At 52.5% G+C, this 24,285-nt stretch carries 18 protein-coding genes; 11 read left to right on the forward strand and 7 right to left on the reverse strand.

What is annotated here, in order from left to right:
* Positions 1–57: 57 nt before the first annotated feature.
* The 4 genes from H5P27_RS02665 to H5P27_RS02680 all read right to left on the reverse strand — a co-directional run bounded on the left by H5P27_RS02665 (position 58) and on the right by H5P27_RS02680 (position 4,274).
* Positions 58–462: a hypothetical protein gene (locus H5P27_RS02665; protein WP_185658827.1), complete on the reverse strand. Its 405-nt coding sequence runs from the start codon at positions 460–462 to the stop codon at positions 58–60.
* 89 nt (positions 463–551) lie between these two features.
* A complete protein-coding gene (locus H5P27_RS02670) occupies positions 552–899 on the reverse strand; it encodes a hypothetical protein (protein ID WP_185658828.1) in 348 nt (115 codons plus the stop codon).
* Between the two features lie 3 nt (positions 900–902).
* Positions 903–2,396 carry a hypothetical protein gene (locus H5P27_RS02675; RefSeq protein ID WP_185658829.1) on the reverse strand — a complete coding sequence of 498 codons (1,494 nt, stop codon included), beginning with the start codon at positions 2,394–2,396 and terminating at the stop codon, positions 903–905.
* A gap of 3 nt (positions 2,397–2,399) precedes the next feature.
* A complete protein-coding gene (locus H5P27_RS02680) occupies positions 2,400–4,274 on the reverse strand; it encodes a DNA translocase FtsK (protein WP_185658830.1) in 1,875 nt (624 codons plus the stop codon).
* 564 nt (positions 4,275–4,838) lie between these two features.
* On the opposite strand from H5P27_RS02680, the gene H5P27_RS02685 reads away from it, so the two are divergent.
* The 10 genes from H5P27_RS02685 to H5P27_RS02730 all read left to right on the forward strand — a co-directional run bounded on the left by H5P27_RS02685 (position 4,839) and on the right by H5P27_RS02730 (position 19,006).
* Complete coding sequence (locus tag H5P27_RS02685) at positions 4,839–5,897, forward strand: hybrid sensor histidine kinase/response regulator (protein ID WP_185658831.1); 1,059 nt, start codon at positions 4,839–4,841, stop codon at positions 5,895–5,897.
* The gene (locus H5P27_RS02690) at positions 5,897–7,333 is read left to right on the forward strand and encodes a class I SAM-dependent methyltransferase (RefSeq protein ID WP_185658832.1); all 1,437 of its coding nucleotides are present in this window, start codon (positions 5,897–5,899) and stop codon (positions 7,331–7,333) included. Before H5P27_RS02685 ends, H5P27_RS02690 begins: the two co-directional genes overlap by 1 nt.
* Entirely contained in the window at positions 7,326–9,956 is a 2,631-nt protein-coding gene (locus tag H5P27_RS02695) for an ATP-binding protein (RefSeq protein WP_185658833.1), read from the forward strand. The genes H5P27_RS02690 and H5P27_RS02695 overlap by 8 nt, the downstream gene beginning before the upstream one ends.
* Before the next feature lie 20 nt (positions 9,957–9,976).
* The gene (locus H5P27_RS02700; RefSeq protein WP_185658834.1) at positions 9,977–11,236 is read left to right on the forward strand and encodes a hybrid sensor histidine kinase/response regulator; all 1,260 of its coding nucleotides are present in this window, start codon (positions 9,977–9,979) and stop codon (positions 11,234–11,236) included.
* A gap of 18 nt (positions 11,237–11,254) precedes the next feature.
* Positions 11,255–11,641, forward strand: a complete 387-nt coding sequence (locus tag H5P27_RS02705) for a response regulator (RefSeq protein ID WP_185658835.1) — start codon at positions 11,255–11,257, stop codon at positions 11,639–11,641.
* Positions 11,642–11,782: 141 nt separating this feature from the next.
* Positions 11,783–12,931, forward strand: coding sequence for a right-handed parallel beta-helix repeat-containing protein (locus H5P27_RS02710; RefSeq protein ID WP_185658836.1), 1,149 nt, complete (start codon positions 11,783–11,785; stop codon positions 12,929–12,931).
* A gap of 250 nt (positions 12,932–13,181) precedes the next feature.
* Complete coding sequence (locus tag H5P27_RS02715; protein WP_185658837.1) at positions 13,182–14,606, forward strand: malonyl-CoA decarboxylase; 1,425 nt, start codon at positions 13,182–13,184, stop codon at positions 14,604–14,606.
* Between the two features lie 306 nt (positions 14,607–14,912).
* Entirely contained in the window at positions 14,913–16,454 is a 1,542-nt protein-coding gene (gene mqo / locus H5P27_RS02720) for a malate dehydrogenase (quinone) (protein WP_185658838.1), read from the forward strand.
* Between the two features lie 354 nt (positions 16,455–16,808).
* Complete coding sequence (locus H5P27_RS02725) at positions 16,809–16,997, forward strand: hypothetical protein (protein WP_185658839.1); 189 nt, start codon at positions 16,809–16,811, stop codon at positions 16,995–16,997.
* 143 nt (positions 16,998–17,140) lie between these two features.
* On the forward strand, positions 17,141–19,006 hold the full coding sequence (locus H5P27_RS02730; RefSeq protein ID WP_185658840.1) for a heparinase II/III family protein: 1,866 nt from the start codon (positions 17,141–17,143) through the stop codon (positions 19,004–19,006).
* Positions 19,007–19,017: 11 nt separating this feature from the next.
* Here the strand turns inward: H5P27_RS02730 and H5P27_RS02735 are convergent, their stop codons facing one another.
* Entirely contained in the window at positions 19,018–20,322 is a 1,305-nt protein-coding gene (locus H5P27_RS02735) for an acetylxylan esterase (protein WP_185658841.1), read from the reverse strand.
* 126 nt (positions 20,323–20,448) lie between these two features.
* Positions 20,449–21,477, reverse strand: coding sequence for a 23S rRNA (adenine(2503)-C(2))-methyltransferase RlmN (rlmN, locus tag H5P27_RS02740; RefSeq protein WP_185658842.1), 1,029 nt, complete (start codon positions 21,475–21,477; stop codon positions 20,449–20,451).
* Between the two features lie 311 nt (positions 21,478–21,788).
* Between rlmN and H5P27_RS02745 the strand changes: the two genes are divergently transcribed.
* The gene (locus H5P27_RS02745; RefSeq protein WP_185658843.1) at positions 21,789–23,276 is read left to right on the forward strand and encodes a fibronectin type III domain-containing protein; all 1,488 of its coding nucleotides are present in this window, start codon (positions 21,789–21,791) and stop codon (positions 23,274–23,276) included.
* A gap of 118 nt (positions 23,277–23,394) precedes the next feature.
* Here H5P27_RS02745 and H5P27_RS02750 read toward each other — a convergent pair whose 3' ends face one another.
* Positions 23,395–24,279, reverse strand: coding sequence for an alpha/beta hydrolase (locus H5P27_RS02750; protein WP_221774580.1), 885 nt, complete (start codon positions 24,277–24,279; stop codon positions 23,395–23,397).
* Positions 24,280–24,285: the final 6 nt, after the last annotated feature.

Consider the following 24,285-nt stretch of genomic DNA (forward strand, 5'->3'; position numbering starts at 1 on the left):
TGCGTGAAATTAAATTTAGAAAATCAAAGGCCCTTCCTGTGAGGTGGGGCCCTTTCTTTATTCGCTTTCGAAGAGCGACTCTACTACTTCAAAGGTTGGCCCAAGAGTAGCCACTGATTGAATACGGTGGTTTGGTAATGGAGTGGCTATCAAATCCAGGAAGGGGGAGAAATCAAGCAAGTCGTGGGTGAGGTTTTCCCCATTCTCCTGCAATACGACGCGATAGGCGATCTCTGGTTCTTTTAGCCGCCTTATTTTTGGGGCAGCCTTTGCCTTCTTTTTCTTAGGAGCTTTAACTCGTTTCCCCTTTTGTGTGGATGGCAGCGTGGCTGCCGGTAGCTCGAATGGATATTCTTGGCCAAGGATATCCGATATGGTCGTCTCGATATGACTAAGGTCGGCGAGGCAAGTCTCTCGCTCGATAAGCAGAGAGTTGACCGCGACGAGCTCGTCTATGGACATGTTATTTGGCATGGATAAATTCGAATCCTCGGTTCGCTCTGGGGAGCTTTAGTTGGGATCCGGCAGAATCAGGTTTGGACGGGGTTATTCTACTCGTCCTCTTCAGCTGGCTTTTGCTCGTCGGTCTCTTGCTTCGGTTCTTCGAGCTTTTCTGCTTTGGCGACTGCTTTCTTGGCTGCCTTCTTAGGTGTTGCTTGTGCTGGAAAAGCGAATACCGGAGCGGGCGGTTCGGGAAATGGGAATACACCTTCTTCTCCTACGATCGATTCTACCTGGCTTTCTAGTTCGCTGATACGTTGATAGGCGGCTTCGCGTTCTTCCAGCAGGGTGTCAATTTTTGTGCGGGCTTCGAGGGCTTGGCGAATAGTGTCGCTGTCGCCGCGGAGTACGATTTCCGCAAAAGTGAGTGGACTTAGTTTTTGAGTTTTTTTGGCCATTTTCTATTCTTTAAAAAAGCTTAGGATCTTCCCGAGAATCTTCTTGCGGGATTCGATTGGTGCTCGGGAAGCGTGAGTTTGGCGAGCGGAGGGCTCGTTTGTTGATGAATGTGGAGATTGGAGTCGAATCGCGACCGCCTTTTCGGCGGTATTGGCGATATCCTGATTCTGATCGTAACACAACGCTCGCAACTGGGCTTCAGGGAGGCTTGGATTTTGAGCGACAGACTCGCGCACCTTGTCGCAGTGGTCTTGCGCCAATCTAGCCAGGTCGGCAGCAGGAAGTTGAAAGGCAGCAGCTGCAAAGGCTCGCAAAGAAGGGTTGAGGCTATGGGAAAAGCGACTGGCTACGCTTGCCTCGATTTCTGGATACTCGACCGCTTGGAAAGCGATGTGTTCTGCAACTTGATTGTCCTCCCGTTGATTGATGAGGAGATTCCAATGTTTGTCGCTTAGATCCTCTCGGTAGGCTACAAGTGTGGCAACTTGAGGGTCGGGATGGAGGCAGAGTTCGTTCAGAAGCTCTGGACTGGCTTTCGGGTTTTTTGCCAAGGCAATGCAGGCTTGCAGGTCATGGGAGGTCGCTATGCGTTCTCCAATTTCGAGCAGGAGATTGGAGTTTGCAGCGAGGTTGCGTCTCGCTTTCTCCGATGTATCCTGAGCTAAGATACGCTGGATTGCGGCGGGCAGGTCGGATTGCCGCGCGAGGTAGACTCGATCTTCGATACTGTCAGACTCAGCTAGCCAAAGCATTTCAGCCAAAGAAAGCGGGGAAGCATCCAAAGCTGGAAAACGAACTGAGCTGTGCGAAGAATAGCGAAGTGAATTCCTAACCGAAGCGGGGAAATGCTTGAATCGACGAATAAGAAGTTGCTGTAACTCCTCGTCGTCTTGGTCCGCCCACATCTGGATCATTTCTGGGTCCAAAGACTTGTTTTGTAGGAGGGCGGTTTTTACCAGTATGGACTTGTCGCAACTGAGTTGGTAGGCGACGTCGGCATCCAAGTTCTCTCTTCCGGCCAGAGCGACTTTGACCGCAGCCTCTTCGTCGTTGGCGAGAATGAACTGTAGAAAATTGGGTAGGCTTGGGTTTTCGGCAATCCTTGAGCGGACCAATGGGGCGCTGTCCTGCGCTAAGATTTGACACTCCTTTGGACTTGCGTTCGGGTTTTGGGCGACTGCCGTTCTCACCAGAGGATCCGTGTGTTTGGAAAGTATCTGGAGAGCTTGCTGCGGAGATCTCGGGTTGGCTGCCAGCGCTGCGGCCACCTCGGCCTGATTTTCCTTTAGCCCCTCTGTCATCTCCAAGGCCAGCTCGGATGGAAGAAGCGGATATTGGGCGAGAAAGAGAACGTAGGTGGATTTGTGAGAATAGTCTGAATACAGACTGCGAAGCGCGAAACTCGAAATCGGACGTTTACGCGTCCCTTTGATTACTTTTGCGGGCCCGAACTCCTCGAGGGCGTCGAGGAGGGCATTGATGGAGAGGATATCCATGGTTTAGCGAGAAAGCTCCTCCATGGTGACGAATACCTCGCGAGGCGTTGAGCCATTTTGTGGGCCGATGTGGAATCGATCCTCCATTTCCTCGATCAAAGTGGCAGCTCTGTTGTATCCAATTCTCAATCGCCTTTGCAGGTAGCTGGTGCTCGCTTTTTGCGTTTCGGCCACGATTTTCAAGGCTTCCATGTAAAGATCGTCAGCCCCATCTGCTAGCGCTTCGGTCGAACCGGCGACCGCACCGTCGAAGGAACTCAGGTCGACTCGGTGGTTCTCCATTTGCCCTTCGGTCACGTGAGTTACCACTCGCATCAGTTCTTCGTCTTGTACCATAGGACTTTGGATACGGACGAGCCGAGCGAAGCCAGGTGGATTGAATAGCATGTCGCCCTGACCTAGAAGAGACTCTGCCCCTTTACAGTCTAAGATGGTACGGGAATCGACAATTGAGGATACTTGGAACGCAATACGGGTCGGGTAGTTTGCCTTAATAACTCCAGTGATCACGTTCACGGACGGTCGTTGTGTCGCGATGATAGTATGGATTCCTACGGCTCGAGAAAGCTGGGCGATTCGCGCTAGGGAAGCTTCGGCCTCGCCTTTTGAAGTCATCATCAAGTCTGCTAGCTCGTCGATAATCACGACCATGAACGGCATCTTATCGAAACCTTGAGCCTCTGCTTTGGCGTTGTAGCCGGCGATATTTCTGACCTGCTTCTCGGCTAGGATTTCGTAGCGGTTTTCCATCTCGCTTACCACCCATTTTAAAAGAGCAACTGCCTTCTTGGCTTCACCCACTACAGGGTGGATTAGGTGAGGGACTTGGCGAAACAGTCCGAATTCCACTCGCTTGGGATCTACGAGCACAAGTTCCAGCTCTTCGGGAGAAAAACGGTAGAGCAGGGAAACTATCAGATTGCTCATGCAAACGGATTTACCGCTTCCGGTGGCGCCTGCGATTAAGAGGTGGGGGGCTTTGGCCAAGTCCGCTACGATGATCTTGCCTTGGATATCCATGCCGATGGTGATCGGGATGGTTTCCTTGCCTTGTTGCCATGCCCGTGATTCGAAGACGGAGCGAAGCCGGATTGGCATCGTATTGCCATTGCCCAGCTCGATTCCAACGTAGGGTTCGCCGGGTATGGGAGCTTGGATACGAACGTTTGTCTGAGCCAAGTTTAAGGCAATGTTCTTCTGTAGAGCGCTGATCTTTTCGACTCTTACGCCGATACCTGGCCGTATTCGAAATTGAGTGACGCGCGGCCCGACGACGGCATCGTAGACGGTGGCGTCCACTGCGAAGCTGTCTAGCGTGTTTTGAAGTTTGCGCTCTTGCTCCTCCAGTTTCTCCGGAGATACCAGCCCATCTGTTTCCAGAGTCGAGGCCTCGAGAAGATCGAGGGTAGGGGCGGAGTAGGGTTGGGAGGATACGGGGGAAAGAGACTTGGCTTCTGAAACTGGTTCGTCCGGCTCTTCTGCCTCGCTTGCTTCGGGAGCCTGTTCCGGTACTGTTTTACCTGCGAGTTGATCTTTCGCTCGCTCTAGCATCATCTGGAAGCGGGAGTGCCGCTCCTGAGCCAAGTCCGCGAAATAGCTTTGTCGCTCTTCGCGATCCTTCAGGATCGCCTCCATCTCCGCTCTCCAAACCGCGATCTGGCGTTGTTCCGCTTCTAGAGTCTGGGACTCCTGTTTGGCTAGACGCACGTACTCCTCAGGCAGGTTTTCGGTGTGTGATGAACGCTCGGTAGCGGCTGTGCTGTCAGACGCGTTCTCCTGATCCCAGTCTTGCTCTTCAGCCATCGTGTCCAGGAAGCGTCGTACGCCGTCTTTGACTCTTTGGATTGATTTGGACTGTGGCTTGGATGGACCTGGCATTTGGGCTCTGAGGGAAAGGCGATGACGCTGTGGAAGCTCGGATCGGATTCAAGTATTATTCGAAAATTCCAAATCAGACGCCCCGTCTCCAAGTGCTAATTTGACAGGCAGGTGACTTCTTTTTGAAAAAAACCGTTCCTTAAGGGTAAAGTCCCAAAAAAAATAGGGCCTCTTGTATGCGTGAGGGCACGTAAGGCTGGGGTGTTAAGGGTTGAGAGCGACCTTCTAGCTCGATCAATCTCTTGCAATCTTTAGCCAGTCTAAATTGATGCCGCAATTTAGGGTAGGATTCTAATGATAGATATACTGATGGTACATAACTGAGGGTGTGTTTTTATAAATTGCAGAAAACACTTAGAATTAGGGGGACGTCTTATCTCTCGAAAAAGGGGGATGGGCTCATTTTCATGTATCTGACCTAAGGCAAACCTTGAGGTTAAATAAGTTTTATTCTGAGTTCTCTGACTCTCGTAGGGTCCTCGCTTGGTACCGTATCGGCTTTGGACCTTGTATGTTTTTGCGTCGCTCCTAGAAAGTGGCCGGTCTAATCCTTGGAGGCCTGTTTTGACGATTTCGAAAAAGAAAATCCTTTTGATCGATGACGATCCGTACGTCAGGGAAGCCTTGTCGTTGCTTCTCGAGGACGATTACCAGACCTTTTCCGCAAGCACTGCCGCGGAGGGAGTAGATCGATTTAAAGAGCTACTTCCTAATGTTGTCATATTGGATCTGCATCTGCCTGACGAGAATGGTCTAGCGGCGCTCAGGCGCATCCGTAATGTGGATCGCTTTGCGCGTGTGATTATTTTGACAGGATTCGCTAACCTTGAGTCGGTAGAGGAATCTATGCGATTGGGCGCCTCGGATTGCCTCCATAAGCCGTGCGATGCGAGGGCCCTAAAGTCTAGACTCAAAGAACTCCTGATTGACCCGGCGACTCAGGTTGAAGAGCCGGCGGATAGCGGATCTAAGGTGTCCGAGGACTTGGTTGCTGCTTCGTTTCTGCACGATATTAGCAATCCTCTGACGAGTCTGCAGGCCTTGAGCTCTGTATTGATGGAGCGAAATTCGAATCCTGAGGTAGCGAAGCTGGCGGCGATGATGGATCAGAATATTTCGTATCTCGGTTCGCTGGTAGAGCAGTGGAAAGCTCTTTCTAGTTCTAAGTCGCTTGGGGCGGATTATGCTTCCTTGGGAGATATCGCTCAGATTTCGGCGAATTTTGTTCGCGGCCGGGCGGAGGTAAAGGGGGTCGAGCTCTCCGTAGAGCTTAAGGATGTATCCGCATTGCCCGCTTTGAACCGGCATGCGGTGGTGCGGATCTTAGTAAACGTGCTTCAGAACGCCATAGATGCGGCTCCCGAAGAGAGAGGAGTCGTTTGCTTCTGCGGCTCGGTCAGAAACGGGATGATTGAATTTTCGGTTTCAGACAACGGAGACGGGGTTTCGCCCGAGCTTCGGCAGAAGATCTTCCTGCCCAACTACACGACCAAGACGCAAGGGACCGGGCTGGGATTGTACATAGCCCGCAAGATAGTCGAAGCGGCTGCTGGATCGATTTCGATTTGCTCTCGCCCAAAGCGAGGGGCCACTTTTACAGTGCAGCTTCCCAGTTGTAGTTGATGAATCAAAATCCCGTATTCGAGAACGAGAGCCTCATAGTTTGCAAGAATAGCCAAGGAACCCTGATACGGGCTACGGTCATGAGGATGACCCGCTACTTGGTCTCCTTCGAAGTCTACAATCCCTACAGCATCCTTCAGCTTTCTGAGGTCTTGGGAGATTTCGAAATCATCATTAACGCTCGTTGCGTCTATCGTGGTCGAGCCATCGTCAGCAACATGATCAATACGGGCCTTGTCCTCATTTGCGAGGGGACCTTGGACGAGGAGAGCTGGATCGACATGGAAATGCTCTCGCCGAGTAATCAGCTAGAGCGCCTGGCGGACGACTTCGAAAGACTTATCCAAGACTGGCGAAAGTTGGAGGCGGTCTCCCCAGAACTGAAGGTTTCGATTGCGGATATCGAGTCGCTTTTGGCGGATCTACAGCGTTGGACGGAGCAGTTGGAGGTCACCATTAGGTCGGCCCCCGAGAGCGATCGCAGCAGGCGGGAGCTCGATTTGATCAATCGCATCAATGCTCTTATGGCACCTCTCGTCGCGGAGCAATTCGGCCGCTTCGAAGAGGTTGCATCTTCTGTCAGTGAGGAGGCTACTGCCATCCACAGGGCCTACTGCCGCCGCCAGCTCCACCCGCTTGTTATGTGCGCTCCTTTCGTGCATCGGACGTACGACAAGCCTTTGGGCTATGCGGGCGATTATGAGATGGTTAACATGATTCTTAGAAATCCAGCCGAGGGCGCTTCCATTTTTGCGAAGGTGGTAAATTCGACATTTCTGGCTTCTCCTCCAGCTGAGGCTCATCGCAACCGCATAGATTACCTTGTGGAAATGCTGAACTCTGAAGTCGAGCGCGGCAAGTCGGCGGGCCGGGCTACGAGGATTTTCAACTTAGGTTGCGGTCCCGCTATGGAGGTGCAGAAATTCTTGGAAGGGAGCAGCCTTTGCGATGCGGCGGACTTTTCCTTACTTGATTTCAATGAAGAGACTTTGCAGCGAACAGGGCGGCTGCTGGAAGATCTAAAATCCCAATACGGCCGATCGACGCCGTTGAGAACGATCAAGCGTTCGGTGAATCAGATACTGCGAGAAGGGCCACGCATCGGCAGGGATGGAACAGGAGATTCTGGATACGACGTCGTTTACTGTGCAGGCTTGTTCGACTATTTATCCGATCGGGTTTGCCAACGATTGCTCGAAATCTTCTATGAGATGGTTGCTCCCGGCGGCGTAGTGGTGGCTACCAATGTTGATGAAAGCAACCCGGTAAAAGGGGTTATGGAGTATGTCATGGAGTGGCATCTCATCTACCGAAATGCGGAGGACTTTATGAGTCTCGCCCCCCGTCAGGCACCCAAGGATTGTCTCACGCTTCGAAAAGACGTTTCGGGAGTAAATCTGTTTCTGGAAATTCGGAAGCCCGCTGCTGATGCCTAATTCTAGTGGGTTTAGAGAAGACGAGTGGTCTCGGTTTGTTGAATACAACATTTCGACCCGTGTCGCCAATTCCCGAATCGGGACCTTGCTCATCGTACTGTTGATGCCGTTTGGGGCATTGCTCGACTACTTTGTATACCCAGAGAGCTTTTGGTTTTTTCTACTTTTGCGAGTAGGCTGCTCGTTGATCGCTTTGCTCTGTTGGTGGGTTCTCAAAGGACCTATCGGCCGCAAGTTCTATAGGGCTTTCGGCTTGTTTATCTTCGCGCTGCCATCGGTCTTTATTGCTTTGATGATTTACTACACAGAAGGCGTGGCTTCGCCTTATTACGCGGGGTTAAATCTCATTTTGATAGGACTGACTTGGGTCGCTCAGATGTATGTGCCGGAGACGGTGTTGGCCGTTTTGATGATGATCTGCATCTATACGGCCGCCTGCTATTACCATGGCGGGACGGGGCTGTCGCGTCTGATCAATAACTACTATTTCATTGGTCTAACGGGACTGATAGGGATTACCGGCAGCTACTATCTGAATCGCTCACGTTTTAGGGAGTTCCTCCTTCGGGAGCAAATGGCGAAGCAGCGGGAAGAGTTGAAGGAATCGAACCTGAAGCTGCTCGAGATGGACAAGGCCAAGACCAATTTTTTCGCCAACATAAGTCACGAGCTAAGGACTCCTCTGACTCTTTTGATTGGTCCTCTGGATCGCTTGAGACGAAGCGATGAGGGAGTTGCGGATACTGAGCGTAAGGAACTTTTGGATATAATGCAGCAAAACGCGATGCGGCTGATGCGTTTGATCAATGATTTGCTGAATCTAGTCCGCTTGGACAGTGGCTCCCTAAAGTTGAGGCCAACGACCGTAGAGCTAGAGCCCTATCTGGAGGGAATCTGCCGCTCCTTCTTTCCTTTGGCCGAGGAAAGAGGCTTGGATTTTCGCTGGGAGATAGACGACGGGGGGATTGCGATGGTGAATTTGGACCGGGAGAAGGTCGAAAAGGTGCTGTTGAACCTTCTCTTTAACGCGATCAAATTCACCCCTGAGAAGGGAGCAATCACAGTCCGAGCAAAGCGGTTGGGAAAGCATGTTCGTATCGAGATCGAAGATACAGGCAAAGGGATTGCTCCGGAGGAACTTGAGAGTGTCTTTGATCGCTTTTGGCAGGCGGAGACTTCGTCGAATCGACGCTACCAAGGTGTCGGGATCGGTCTCGCCTTGGTTCGAGATCTGGTGCGTCTGCATGGTGGAGAAGTAGATGCCAAGAGCGAACTCGGCAAAGGCACGGTTATGGGGGCGACCCTAGATGTAACGGTTGAGCCCATCGGAGAAAGCTCCGTCGTTTCTCAAGGTAAGGATGAGGTGGATACTAAATGGCTAGAGACGCTCTATCGGAGAGCGGACTTTTTTCCAACTCAGTTGGATGTTAACTCTACCGTCGAGAAACCAAGCGGAGAGGTAGCGACTGAAGAAGAGGAGCTTCCCGGTATTCTTGTCGCGGATGATGAGCCCGAAATGATGCGCTTTCTCCGTTCGCAATTGAAAGGAGCCTACCGGATCCATGAAGCTCACAATGGGATGGAGGCTTTGAAGCTGGCCGAGAGTCACCGTTTCCATCTGATTCTGCTCGATTACATGATGCCGGAAATGGATGGGATCGCCGCTACGAAACGACTGCGGGAGATGCCTCAGCACAAAGGCGTTCCCATTATCATGTTGACTGCAAGGGCGGATGAAGAGGTCAAGTTTGAGGCTCTGGACGCCGGGGCAACGGACTTTTTGACCAAGCCCTTCTCCTCCATGGAGCTGTTGGCTCGCTGCCGTAATTTGGCCGCGGTCTACGACATGCAGCAGCAAATCGAGGACCGAACCAAGCGTCTCGAGAAGGCACTAAGCCTGATAAAACAGACGGAAACCCAGATGGTGCAACAGGCGAAAATGGCATCTTTGGGCCAGCTCAGCGCGGGACTGCTGCATGAGGTTAACAATCCGTTGAACTTCGCGGTTACCTCGATCCACCTAATCAAAAAGCGGCTTAGCAGATCTCCACACCCGGAGCCCGAGCTCTTGGAGAAGCCCCTTGCCGATATGCACGAAGGGATCCGACGCGTTTCGTCGATCGTTTCGAGTCTGCGGGAATTTACCCATCCAGATGCCAGTCGGTTCGAGCGGATCGATTTACTCGAGACGATTGATACCGCTATCCGCTTCGTGCAAATCCCTGTTGCCAAGCTGAGCCTGGAGAAGGAGGTTTCGAGTGGCTTGCTCATCCGCGGTAACCAGACTCAGCTCGTTCACCTTTTCATAAACCTGCTGCAGAACTCGGTGGACAGTTTGCTCGAAAAAGGTGGCGAAGGGCGTTGGCTAAAAATTTCCGGTGTAGAAGAAGGCGATGAGATAAAGCTTGTTTTCGAGGATAACGGATTAGGGATAAAACGGCAGGAACTGGGACAAGTTTTCGACGCTTTTTTTACCACCAAGAAGGTTGGAAAAGGAGTTGGGCTTGGTCTAAGTATTTGTCACAGAATAATTGATCAACACAATGGGAAGATCTTGGTGGACAGCGAGTACGAGGACTGGTGTCGTTTCACTATCACGCTACCAAGATACGCCAATACGTGAAAACGCGTATTCGAAAGTAAATGACAGGCCAATACGATTATAAGAGCTTTCGGGTGCTCTTCGTCGACGACGAGGAGCAGACTACTGATTTGGTACGTGAGTATCTGATGGATACGTTTGATGTGGTGACGGCATATGATGCCGAAACCGCATGGGACAAGTTCTCCGAGTCCCCCGATTCTTTTGCAGTAGTCGTGACTGACCAGAGAATGCCCGGTGCCCAAGGTACCGAACTGCTTGAGAATATTCGCCAGTCTAGGCCCCGTACCATTCGTATCCTTTGCACGGCTTACGCCGATATCGATGCGGCGATTTCAGCGGTTAACGAGGGGGCGATCTACAAATACATTACCAAGCCAGTCGAGACTCCAGAGTTGGAGATCAGTATCATGCGGGCCATGGAGTTCTATCTCATCCAGAGGGAGCGCGACCTCTTGATGAAAGAGAAGCTATCCGCTCTGCAGAGGCTGATGATGACTGATCGCCTCATCAGTCTCGGGATTTTCGCCGCAGGCCTGAACCACCACATGCGCAATGGCCTCACAGCTGTTAAGACCTTCCTCGATCTGGCTCCCTTGAAGCTGCAGAGTGAGGATGTCGATTTGGAGCGACTGCGAAACCCCAATTATTGGAATAACTTCTACGCCACTGCCCAGGATTCGATCGCCAAGGTCATGGAATTGCTGAAAGAGGTTCAGAAAATTCCGGAAGCTCCTTCTGCTCCGAATGAGACTGAAGTCGATGTAAACGCAGCCTTGAATCGAGCGTTAGACCAGAACCGTAGCGAACTGGCTAGGAGGTCAATATCAGTCGAATTTCAACCGGATCAAGTACCGAACGTGATAGCCGATGGGCCGATGATCGATCGTCTGTTTGAGCTAATCATAAAGGATGAAGCCGAAAATGCGAAAGACGGCGGCAGGCTCGTCATTTCCGTGGAGAAGAAACAGGGAAATGGTAACTACGACGGCGTGAAAGTTGTCCTGCAAGATGACGGCCCGGGCTTGTCTGCTTCTAATCTGCAGTGTTTGTTTGATCCGTTTTTCACCCGTTCTAACAAGCCCGACCAATACGGGGTGAACCTGCTGGCTTCCTATTTCTTGGTTCACCACCATTCCGGAAGCATCATCGCAGAAAAATCTGAAATGGGGGGAGTACGCTTCGAGATTTGGCTCCCGCTCGAGCCTGCCCAAATTCCCTCACTCGGAGGCGAGGAAGCTTTCTTGTCGCGAGTGATGGAGGCGGAGCGGGCTTGGGAAAAGAAACTGCTCGGGTATTAGAAAATGGAGGAAGGGCGAATGACTGGACCGAATCGACGTAAGGTGCTTTTGGTGGACGATGATCCGATGGTCTTGGAATCGTTGGGCATGCTGTTCGAGCATTACGGATGGTTGGTCGAACGGGTCGCTAGCGGAGACCAAGTTCTCCAGGCCCAGATTTGCTTCGAGCATGACTTCGCAATCGTCGACGAGAGAATGGATGGAGTGAATGGCTTGGATGTGATTCGGGCTCTCAAGTCGCGATCCAAAGCTCCTGTTTTCATGTTAACGGGGTGCGTTGAGCCGGAATTGAGGGAGGAAGCCAGGCGAGTCGGAGCAGATGGTTTTTTCGACAAGCCTATTGGAGCAAGGGCTCTCATGGAGGGAGTGGAAGCTCGCCTTCGCAGACGCGAAGGATCCGATTAAAGCCGTCCTCTCGGGCACGGTAGCTTGGTGCGATGCGTGTGCCGTTTCGTCGGGGTTTTGCGATTTGTTATAATCGCTATTAGGACTGGAAATATGTGGTAGTTCACGTAGGGTTTTAGGGTCGAAACCCCGTATACCCCCATGTTCCTAAAATCGACTCAGCTTCTCATTTGGCGCGTCTGCATATTCGCGTTCTGCTTCACTGTAACGGAGCGAAACTATGTGGTCGCTTCCGAGGGGCCTGACCCGCTGGGATCGCAAGAGGCGGTGTTCGAGATTTCCCGCAACCGTGATTTTGAGCGAGTGGAGCGTTTGCTCAATGCGAGTAGGGCAGAGCGTGTAAAGGTTCTCATCCGAACGGGCGACTACAAACTTCGGGACAGTTTTCATATCAATCGCTCAAGGGTTCAATTGATTGGCGAATCCGACGTACGACTGCGTTTGGCTTCTGGAGTGCAAACCCCTGTTCTTTCCGTGGGATCGCTGTCGAGTTATCCTCTCGAAGAGGAGCGTATATCGGATGTCAGCATTGCTAACCTGACTATCGATGGCAACCGAGACAGGCAGGAGAGCGAGTACCACCACGACTTGCCTTGGATAAGAAACAACGGCATAGACGTCCGTGTCGTGACTGGGCTGCTCGTCGAGAATGTCGACAGTAGCAACAACCGATCTGGCGGCCTCGTAATCAGCTGGCGGTGCAGGGACGTCTTGGTGAAAAACTCGGTCTTTGATCGCAATTTCTTCGATGGGGTAGCTTACTATGATAGCTCGGCGGTTATTACAGTGGACTGCAAAATGCGTGAAAACCGGGGGGCGGGAATCAGTCTTGATAATCGTTTCGAGGATTCCGCTTTCGTTCGTTGCGAACTGCTCAACAACGGAGATGTAGGTGTCTTCGCTCGAAATTCCAAGAGACTGGTATTTTTCGAAAGCCGAATCGCGGACTCAGGGAGTTGGGCCATGTTTTTGGGACATGACGAAGAGGGGCGCGGCGTTTTCGATCTGGAAATCGCTTCCTGTACAATTTCCGGTAACAATGGCGGAGTCCGCATGGGATCGGTCTACGCTAGTCAGTCGGAGAATACCGTTCTGGCCTCCACCTCGTTTACAGGGAACGACCGGGGCGGTCGTGGTAACGTTTCCACCGCTGGTTCCTCGGTTGACATTGTGGAAGGAGCTTGGAGCGCTGCGGGCGAATCGAAGGGAGAAAAGGGGGATCGCGAACTTCCCATTTCTGATCGTATTTACCAGGTCCTCTCTGAAATCGGGGAACGGGACCAAGGCTAGACTCGACGTGGTTTAACGATTTCCTGTATCCGAGGGATACTTACTAAGGTCGAAGCCCCGCTGGAGACTGGATGCGTTCGACTTGGCTTGCAAAATGGCAGCGAGGCCAGAGTCTATGGCTGAAAGAGCCTATAACAGAGCCTTCTAATCGAGGTTTTCCGGATAATGGACCTGCTAGAATAGGGAGTGCGGATATGCTGAAGCTGAGTGAGTTTATCGCTAGGGCTCAATAAATTTTAGGACATCAATTATGCCGAAAAATACAGAGGAAGAAGAAAAGGGAAAAGAAGGGATTTTCGAACGATCCTGGAGCAAGCTGGGCTCTGCCTGGTGGGAGATTTTTCGTGTATCCAAAAAATCGCAACATTCAGTAGAGCTGGATCCGGACGACTGGAGAAGCCAGATCGAAGCCTGCCTCTCTAAGCAAGGAGGAGAGGTTTCCGCTCGTAAGAGAGCTGCGGATCTCGCTCGTTCCTACTTGAGCTTTTCGCCGGAGCAACGTCTGGAATTCTTGACCATTTTGAGTCGTGAATACGGGGCTGATGGGGATCTGGTGGAAGGCGCGGTTGAGGCATTGAAAAATGCCAAAGAAGAAGCGGATATCGAAACCGCCCGGCATGACCTTCGTTTAGCGTTAGAGCCAGCACGGGTTAAGCTGCTCAGGGAGTTCAACACTTTGCACTCTGGGCCAAGGTTTTTGGTAGAGCTACGCAGTGAATTGCTTTCCCTCAAAAAGGAACACCCGCACCTGGCCCCTTTGGAGATGGATTTGAAGGAGCTCCTCAAGTCATGGTTCGACGTCGGGTTCCTCGAGTTGCAGAGCATAAATTGGAATTCGCCCGCCTCCCTGCTGGAGAAGCTAAGCCGTTACGAGGCGGTGCATCGGGTCAGGGGGTGGTCAGATTTGAAGAACCGTCTAGATACGGATCGCCGCTGTTTCGCCTTTTTCCATCCCTGCATGAAAGACGAGCCGCTTATCTTTATCGAGGTGGCTCTCGTGAAGGGACTGTCCGACCAGATTCAAGCGTTGCTCAATGAGAAAGCGGTTGTCTTGGAATCGGATGAGGCGGACACGGCTATCTTTTATTCCATCTCCAACGCCCAGAAGGGGCTGGTGGGCATCAGCTTTGGCAATTTCCTCATCAAGCAGGTGGTCAATCTTTTGCGTCGTGATTTACCGAATTTGAAGCAGTTCGCCACGCTCTCGCCGATTCCCGGCTTCCTGAAATGGTTTCAATCCGAGTTGGCCTCCGGGGAATTCCGTCTCCTGCCTTCCGAACTCAAAGTTCTTGGAAAGTTAATCGGGGACGAAGAGCCCATCCCGTTTGTTGCCAAGACACTGGAAAGCACCCGTTGGTCTCGGGATGAAAAGCTGAGTGAAGCGCTTAAGCCCATCTTGCTCAGAAACTGCGCTCACTATCTCCTGCAAGTTAAGCGACGTAAGATGCAAACTGCAGCGAATCCTGTGGCTCATTTCCACATCAGCAACGGAGCTCGCATGGAGCAGCTCAACTGGATGGGGGATACTTCGTTGAAAGGGTTGCAGGAGTCGGCCGGGATAATGATCAACTACTTGTACCGTTTGGATCGCATCGAGGACTACCACGAGGACTACAGCAGCAAGGGGAAGATCAACGCGTCCAAGAAGGTCCTGTCTTTGCAGACCAAAAAGTAAGCGTTTCCGGAGGCTATGCCATCAAAATGGGGCCGCATGCCTTGCAGTCTCGCTTGATTCTTCGCAGCCCCACTTAGGGCTTTTTTGAAGCTGATCCAGTTTCGATTCAAAAGGAGCCCCGAGCTGATTTGGCGCAAGCGATGCATTAGTTTGAGTGAAGGGTTGCAACTGGCGGCCTATTGGGTCTGAACAGCCCTCCCGTTTTTCGAGTCGCACCAACTCGAGCCCTTTCGAGGGCGGACGGGCACCAAGAACTATTGAACGCTATTGAAACCGTGGCTCCTCTCGAGCCGCGGTCGCAACGCTATGAAACAACGCACCGTAAGACCTTCGACAGGTCCTATTCTCGAGAATCCAGACGTCGTCTTGATTGGCGGCGGCATTATGAGCGCTACGCTAGGGATCATGCTCAAGAAGCTGAACCCCAGCCTGACTCTGCAGATTGTAGAGTCCCTTCCACGGGTCGCTCTAGAGAGTTCCCATGCCTGGAACAATGCCGGCACCGGACACGCGGCTCTTTGCGAGCTCAACTATACGCCCCAAAAGGAGGACGGATCGGTTGATGTTTCGAAGGCCATCAAGATCAACGAGCAGTTCGAGAACTCCAAGCATTTCTGGGCCCATCTCGTGGAGTCCGGAGTCATTGCCGACCCGAGCGTCTTCATCAAGCGAGTCCCGCACATGAGCTTCGTGAGAGGCCGCGAGGATAGGGATTACCTCAAAAAGCGCTTCGACGCCCTTTCTGGAGTTCACCTCTTCGAGGAAATGGTGTTCTCCGATGATCCTCAGGTCGTGGAGGATTGGGCTCCGCTCCTTGGGCAAGGTCGTGATGAAAATGAAGTGATCGCGGCGACGAGAGTCGAAAGCGGCACCGATATCAATTTTGGAGCTCTCACTCAGCAGCTCATCGACTACCTGATCTCGCTGGATGGTGTAGAGCTCGCCATGCAAGCCAAGGTCACGAACATTACGCAACTCGCGGATGGGAGTTGGAAGCTGAAGGTCGATAGCGAGGAGGAAGGTAAGCGAAAGCTGACTGCCAAGTTTGCCTTTATCGGAGCTGGAGGAGGTTCTTTACATCTGCTGCAGAAATCCGGAATCCCAGAAGGGAAGGGCTTCGGCGGTTTCCCGGTCAGTGGGCAATTCCTCGTTTGCACTAATCATGACGTCATTGATCAGCACGCGGCCAAGGTTTACGGCAAGGCGGCGGTTGGGGCTCCCCCAATGTCGGTACCTCATCTCGATACGCGAGTTATCGATGGCAAGAAGGCTCTCCTCTTCGGTCCTTATGCTGGTTTCTCACCGAAGTTTCTTAAGGAAGGTTCCAATCTAGACCTGATCAAGTCTGTCAAACTGGACAACATCCTGCCGCTTTTGGCTGTTGGCCGAGATAACATGGACCTCACCCAGTATCTCATCAACGAGGTTCGCAAGTCGCATAGCGATCGCGTCGAAGGCTTGAGGGAGTTCTTCCCGGACGCGAAGGAGGAGGACTGGATGCTGGTAACAGCGGGCCAGAGAGTTCAGATTATCAAGAAGAACGAGGACAGCACCGGTAAGCTCGAGTTCGGAACTGAGGTGGTCTCTTCGAAGGATGGAACCATCGCTGCGCTGCTCGGCGCGTCCCCGGGTGCCTCGACTTCGGTTTCGATCATCGTGGAGGTTCTAGAGAAATGTTTCCCCGAGGAAATGGCGACTGACGAGTGGAAAACGCGTCTCTCCGCCATGCTGCCAGCCCATGGGAAGAAGCTCTTCACCGATGAGACTCTTTACAGCGTATTGCGGACCAAGTCCGATCGTCTGCTTGGAATCGCTGACCAGAGCAAGGCTGTTAGCGCTTCTGCTTAAAGCCAAGTTCAGTTTATTTTATCGAAACGGCTGCTCAGTGGGGCAGCCGTTTCTTTTTTCAACTTTCTTTAAGATTCGCAGTTTACTAATAGAACTTTTCCGTTACGTTTTTCGACTCTAACGCGACGTGAGAGCTCCTGCGCCTTGTTAGGCTAATCATTTGTAGAAGGGGCTTTTATAACCGTCCAAGTTTTGGGGTTTTTCGCCTTGGAAACTTGGCTAGACCGCCCGCCGTGGCGTTTCACAAATCTTAAGCGTCAGGAATGGACCTCAAGTCGTCGCGGCTTCGTCGGCTCCGCTCCCGATCGGCGATCCAAGAAACAGGTCGCGAAAGAAACAGAAAGCATCTGAGACATGAACCAGCAAGTCACACTATCTCGCTCCGGAGAGAAGACCGGAGAATCGAAAATCAGCCAGCAAGCTGTTCCGTCCGTAGACCCAATGTCTGCGGAAAAGGCAGCTAGGCTCGCCCGCATCAAAGCAGCCATGCAGACTAGCGCTCGCGAGCGCCGCCGCGCCGCAGTTCGACACCAGTTCTCGTAAGGCCTGCGTTACAGCCTGTTTCACTCCGGAACGGCTCGTCGTGAAAAGCGGAAGAACATTGGTTTTTCACTTCTCGAAAAGGACGGCACAGGAGCTGGAATAAGCTATTGAGAAAAGCAGCGCTTTCGTGAAGCTTCCCCCGTATGAAGCTGATCGGAGCGCTGCTTTTGAGTTTACTGATAAGTCCGGCAATTCCTTTCGCGAAGGCTCAGGTTGGAGCTATCGGACCTTTTTCGGCTAAGAAGCTAGAGCGGCGGCTGGAATCTGAACGCCCCCGTTTGATTTGGAGGAAGGGCGACGAGCGGCGAATCGCTGCAGCTGCATCGCGGGATCCTGCAGTCGCGATACTCCGCGATGAAATCCTGACTGCGGCGGAGGCGATGTTGTCAGTCCCGGTTTTGGAGAGGAATCAGGTTGGGAGACGAATTTTAGCCACGTCGCGCAAGGCATTGAAGAGGGGGAGCTACCTCTCCATGGCGTGGCGAATGACCGGCGACCGACGCTACCTCGAACGGGCCGAGGCTTTGTTGATCGCGGTAAGCCGTTTCGACGATTGGAATCCTTCCCACTTTTTGGATGTGGCTGAGATGTCCCTCGCCGTGGCTTTGACGCTCGATTGGTGCGGGGACGACCTTTCCCCTGAAACGCGTTCTTTGGCGAGAGACTCGCTCTATGAGTTTGGTCTTAAGGCCGGTGAGAACCCAAGACTGCAGGAGATCTTTGCCCGGGACAGTAACTGGAATCAGGTTTGCAATGCAGGTATGGTGGCAGCCGCCATCGAATTGGCGGATCGAGATCCCGAAATGGCGGCCCGGGCACTGAACAGGATGCTGGCCAATCTACCCAAGGCGATGGCTGCCTACGCTCCAGACGGAGCTTACGAAGAAGGAGCCATGTACTGGGCCTACGGCACCTTGTTCAATGTTGTTTTGATCGACGCGCTGAAAACCGGATTTGGCCGTACTTACAAGATCGAGAAAGCTTTCGGGTTCATGGAAAGCGCCGACTTTGTGCGTTTGATGGAGGCGCCGAGTGGGAAGTACTACAACTACTATGACGGAGAGCTGGAGCTAGGCTTCTCGGAAGCTCTCTCCTGGTTTGCTCGGCAGACAGGAAATCCGAACTATCTTCAAAACGAGGTGTTGTTGGATGAAGACGGATTCCGATTGAGTGCCGAAGGTCCGGATGAACGACTGGCGCCTGTTTCTCTTTTGTGGCTAAGCCATTTCAATGAGAAAAAGGAGGTGGAACTCCCGTTGTCCTGGCGTGGCAGGGGTGACAACCCACTGGTCGTTTTTCGTTCCTCCTTTGATGACCCGAATGCTTTGTTTCTCGGGGCCAAAGGCGGCAAGGGCACCAACCACCACGCGAATTTGGACGGTGGCTCCTTTGTCTTCGAGTTGGATGGAGTGAGATGGGGAATCGATTTGGGCAATCAGAGTTACCATCCGCTCGAAGAATACTACAAATCTAGAGGCGGTTCCATCTGGGGAACCCACCAAAGTAGCGTGAGATGGGACCTGCTCACGAAAAACAACTTCGGGCACAGCACTCTGACGGTCGACTCCAAACTCCATGTGAGTCGAGGCAGAGCCTTGCTCACCCGCTTCGATGCGAAATCAAAAACCGCCAGCTTCAATCTAAAAGAGTTGTTCGGTGCGGAGGTGAAGCGAGCGATGCGGAGTTTTCAGGTGCTATCGGATTCAGCGGTTAAGATCTCGGACCAGCTCCTATTTGCAGAGGAAGGGCATGAAGTCCGCTGGCAGCTGATGACGGTCGCGGAAGTGAAATTAGTGGAAGGCGGGGCCATTTTGAGGCAGGATGGCAAGACCCTGCAGGTATCCATCGCGCAACCATCTGACGGCCAGTTTTCCGTTACTAAGTTGGATCCGCCGCCCCATGAAATGGATAAGCGAATTCCAAACTTGAAACGCTTGGATCTTGTGGCGATGCCTGACGTTGGCGGAGGGCCGCTCGCGATAGAGGTTGTTCTAGGTAGCGAGCTCTAGCCGCTTCGGAACTATTGAGCGAAGGCGTCGATATAGGCGTTTTTCGCTGCCAAAACCGTTTTGTCCCACTCTTCTCGATCCGCCCCTTCGGGCCATGGGTGGGCTCGGTAAGGCACGGCATAAATCGTTTTCTGCCCGGACGATTGGTTGAGGGCGGCGTAAATGGAAGTAGAAGGGCAGGTATCGTCGATGAGCCCGATTTCGGCCACGATATTGGCTTTGCTTCCTTTCAGAAGATGGGCGGTGTCGAAATAGGGAACGGTTGCTATGGCTGCCTGATTATCCGTTCCGTGAATTTCTAGAGGCTGAGGCCAGCCTGCTTTTCTTCCCACGAGGGGAGCTCCGAAATCACCCATGGCTGGCACGGTGACTACGGCATCTGTCACGCGCGGATCAAGTCCGGCCATGGCGAGAGCTTGCCCGCCACCCTGGCTTTCTCCCACCACAAGGATACGCTTTCCGTCCCATTCCGGTTGTTGAGTCATGTATTCTATCGCCCTAAGGGCGCGGAGGTACATGAAACGAAAGTAGAAGGTGTCGCGGCTTTGTACGCCTTTATCCCAATAATTTTGCAGGGGGCCGTTTTCCAGGTTCTCGTAGTAGCTCTCTTCTTCGAGGTTTAACATGCCGTGGGCGTTGGTATCCAAAACGAGCGCTCCTCCGCCGCGCTTTGCAAAGCCAAGCGCTTCTTCCGTTTGAGCTCGGCACCAGATACCTTTCACGCCTGCCGCTCGGTATTGGATGATTATGGGTAGGGATCCCGGGGCGGCTCCCTCCGGTTTGGCGAGGATTGCCCGCATCGGCTCGGGGCCCGGGCTGCTTATTTCTACTTCGAAAGCGGCGTAGCCATCGTGATCGGACGAAAGGTCAATTGGCTCGCTTTGCGCATCCAAGGGCATCTTTTTGACCAGCTTCTTTTGGGCTTTCCAGAAGGAGTCGAAATCCTTGGGGCGTTTCAGGCCAGGCTCTATGTCCTCGGGGGAAACTATTGCTCCGATCCTGTCGGTTTCCTCGCCGACTTTCACTTCCCAGATGTAGGAGGCTGGCTCTTCGCTTTGGAAGCCGGTGACGCTGCTGACTTCTCCAACCAAGCTTCCTTCGCTTTCCGTTTCCAGGTTTACGTTGTTCATGAAGCGCTTGATGGAAAACTCGGCGGCCTCCTCGCTCGGCGACTTTATGGAAATGGCTACCTCCAATTTTTCGCCTGCCTCAACGACAGGGGACTCGGAAGGGATGCTCAGGTCGATTGGGTTCGCTGATGCGAAAGCCATCGAGGCGCTCGCTAGGATAGAGAGGGAGTATACTCGGACGCTCATGTGAATTGCGGGTGGGATGGTGGTTTATGCTCCGCAAATCCTGAGAGCGCGCCGACTCAAGTCAACTTGACTGCCCGCTATGTGTGGCTCGCCCTAAAGTGTAAGTCCGAGCGAGTGGGGGGGATGCTAGCCCTTGTTGGCCAATTGGCCACAGGCAGCAGCGATGTCTTGCCCGAGAGAGAAACGTCGAGTCACCTTGTACCCAGCTTCCTGCAAGCTCTTTTTAAAATCGTCGATAACCTCGGTGGACGAGGCTTGGAAAGACTTGTTGAGCGAGTAGTCCGGGTTGTAGGGGATCAGGTTAACGTGGACCTGCAGCCCTTTAAGGAACGCTGCGACCTCCTCCGCGGATTCGAGACTGTCATTCAGGTCCTTGAACATGATGTATTCGATCATGACCTCCTTGCCGCGAATGGTTTCCAGCTCCTCTAGCATCGAACGCAGTTCGGCCATAGGGTAGCGGTTGTTGATCGGCATGACCTCGCTGCGTCCCTTATCGTTGGAGCCATTCAAACTTAGGGCTAGGCTGACTTCAGGGAAACGCTTGGCGAATTTGAGGATCAATTCCGGTATGCCCAAGGATGACACGGTAATGCGTTTCGGAATAAACTTAAACACGCTTTGGTGGAGCAGGAGGTCGAGGGCATCCACTAGGTTTTGGTAGTTCCGCAAAGGCTCTCCCATCCCCATGAAAACGATATTTCGTAGGCTTCTCCCCTCGCTGGCTAGGATTTGGCCGGCCTGGACGACCTGGTCGAGGACCTCTTCTCGTTTCAGGTTGCGGAAGAAACCGAGTTCGCCCGTGGAGCAAAAACGGCATTTCTCCGTACAGCCTACTTGAGACGATACGCAAATGCTGGTGCGCCCGGTGGCGATTCGCAAAATGACGGTCTCGATTTTCTTTCCGTCCTCGGTTTCGAAAAGGAGCTTAGTTGCGCCGTCGATCTGGGAATCGATGCGTGAAATCAGAGTTAGGTAGCTTGTCTGGAATTTGGCCCGTGTATCCTCCAAGACCTCCGAGTCCCAGCCGAGAGTGTCGATCTTTTGGAACTCGCGGAAAAGTAGACGGTAGGTACGACGAATATCCCGCCCGCCGAAACCATTTCGGATCAGATGCTTTTCGAGTGCTGGAATGTCGTAGATAGACTGCGTCATAGCTTTGGGTGTTAGGTAAGGGCTGGGAATAGCGACGACCAGGGTAGGGGCAAGGATTGATTAATAGGTAGGCTTCCTTGGGTTTTGAGCCTTGAAGCGGGCAAAACGGCTCGAGCGGAGAACTACTCATTTCTCATTGCCTGGTTTTTTACAATTTAGACCCCCTAAGAGTCGGTTGACGTAACTCTGCAAAGGCTCGCGAGGACGTTACCTAATGGGGTTGCGTAGCTTTTGCTCAGGAGTGCGTGTGGTCGTTCATTTTGGCCACCTTCTGTTCAGAGGAGGTTTCTAAAGGCGAAGCATGGCCTATCATGCAAAGCCTAAAATCATCAGAGTCACACGCAGACCGACTTGGCGAGAAGTCGATCCATGCGAAACTCTTCAGGGTCCTCTCCGGCTTGTTTGCCGGAGTAGCGATATCCTCTCTCGCTACCGCGGCGCAGCTAAGTCTGAGCTGGAACGACAATTCGAACTACGAGGATGGCTTCGAGGTCGAAAGGGCCCTGGCCGGCGGAAACTATGAGCTGATTTCCGTGGTCGAATCGAATCAATCTAGCTACGTTGATTCAACGATTGTTCCAGGACTTGAATACGAATACCGTGTACGTGCGTTCAACGCTTTTGGCTATTCTGGTTATACAAATGTTTCAGTTGGCTCCTTCGCCAACACTGCTCCTAGTTTGAGTTCGCTGGAGGATATCGTGGTTCTTAAAGGGGAGAGCATTCCACAGCTTAGCTTTGATTTTTCAGATGCGGAGAGCTCGGCAGACTCCCTTGTCTTGGAAGCGATTTCATCTGATCTGACCTTTCTCCCGCTAGACGGGCTTCAACTAGAGCTCGACGCCAACACTGGCTCTATCACCCTTACACCCAAAGCGCTTTCAACAGGATCGGCTGAGGTCACATTGCTTCTAAGTGATGGGGTTGAAATCGTTCAACAGAGCTTCACAATCGAAGTTCTTAGAAATCTAGCTCCTACCATCTCTAGCATCGCCACAACGAGTGCCTACGATGGCATGCTTGTCGGTCCGATCGAATTCTCGATCTCCGATGCTGAGTATGCGCCTTCCGAGCTGCTCGTATCAGCGTCATCTACAGATGAAACATTGATTTCGTCCGAGAGTATACAAATTTCTGGTACAGGCAATGGCCGTACGCTGAGCTTCCAGACTGTCGCAGACAACTCAGGTACCGGTATCATCCGAATTGGAGTGAGCGATGGCTACAATGAGACCTTTGGCGCTGTACGAGTCGAGATATCCAAGAACAAAGCTCCAGAGATTAGTGGATTCGAAGAATTCTACACCGTTGATTTTGATGGAACGCTAGAAGATGTCGCTTTTATGATAAGCGATTTTGAAACGACCGCTAGCGCGTTAGATATTGAAGTGACTTCCTCTAACGAATCAGTCGTATCGACAAGTGGACTACGCTTAGGCGGCAGTGGAGCATCCCGGACTTTGGACCTATTGCCCAACTCTGGATTATCCGGTGTCACGGAAGTTACTGTAAGCGTATCCGATGGGTACAAGACGACCTCTGAGACATTCACGCTGCAAGTTCTGGGCGCTGAGGTAGTCGTCTCGATCGTTGATTTCACAATCGAAGAGCGTCTCGCGGTGGTCGAAGTGGAGAATCTCCCTGACGCTAGTTTCGCCCTCTGGAAAATCGCTTCACTTGATGGAGATTGGGAATTGGTAGAAGATGCCGAACTCATTGCAGACGCATCGACCACGACCTTGATCGATCCCAGTCCGATAAATTCTGCAGTTTGCTACCGGGTGGTAGCAAGCATGTAAGCTGCACTAAACCACGCGTCCGAGTCTCGCCCCTCGGCGCGTATCGAGCCGATTCGCCAACTTCTGGCGGATCGGCTTTTTTTTGCGAATCAGCGTTAGTGCCAGAAACGCTGTCCCTCTAAAGCTCTACCTCTCTTATCCACCTAGCGCAGAGCTCCGGCCATTGTGATAGTCGGTCTTTTCCGATGGCGAGTGAATAGCCGTGCCCTCCATATGGATACAAGTGCATTTCGGTCTCGATGTCGTTCTCTAGCAGGGCCTGATAAAAGCGAAGGCTATTGGCAACGGGCACGGTTTCGTCGTCGCTTGAATGGAGCAAGAAAGTCGGTGGCGTTTCGGGGGTGACTTGTAATTCGTTCGAGTAGAAGTTTATCAGGTCTTCGCTTGGAGCCTCGCCAATGAGGTTTTCCCTAGAACCTGCATGGGTGATGCCTTCTATCATTGAGATCACTGGATAGAGTAGAACCATGAAGTCGGGGCGAGAGCTGAATTTCTCCACTCGATCCTCTTGAGACGGATCTCCGAGGTCGAAATGGGTTCCCAAAGTGGAGGCTAAATGGCCGCCTGCTGAAAACCCCATGATCCCAACTGTGTCGTAGCCCCAAGCTTCTGCATTTGCTTTCGCTAGCCGCAGCGCTCGTTTGGCGTCTAGCAAGGGTGTTTTGTGTGGCTCTATGTTGCTGGCGTCTTCCGGTAGGCGGTATTTCAGGATGATGGCCGTGATGCCTTGGCCGTTCAGGTAGCTCGCGATGTCCACGCCCTCCCAATCATAGGCGAGGAATCCGTAACCGCCGCCGGGACAAATGACGACTGCTCGCCGGATCGAATTGGCGGGAGACGGTTTCCTCACTTCGATGGTGGGTGTCTGTACTTTGGCGATGAGGGTGAATTCGCCACTCGTCTCGTTTGTCTCTTCCAGCTCTGACTCTTGGTGGTTGGGCGGAGTCTCGGCCCAAAGGGGTAGGATCAAAGGGTTAGCAAATATGGGTGATGAAAGGCTCATCGAAAT

Source organism: Pelagicoccus albus (assembly GCF_014230145.1).
Lineage (GTDB): Bacteria > Verrucomicrobiota > Verrucomicrobiia > Opitutales > Opitutaceae > Pelagicoccus > Pelagicoccus albus.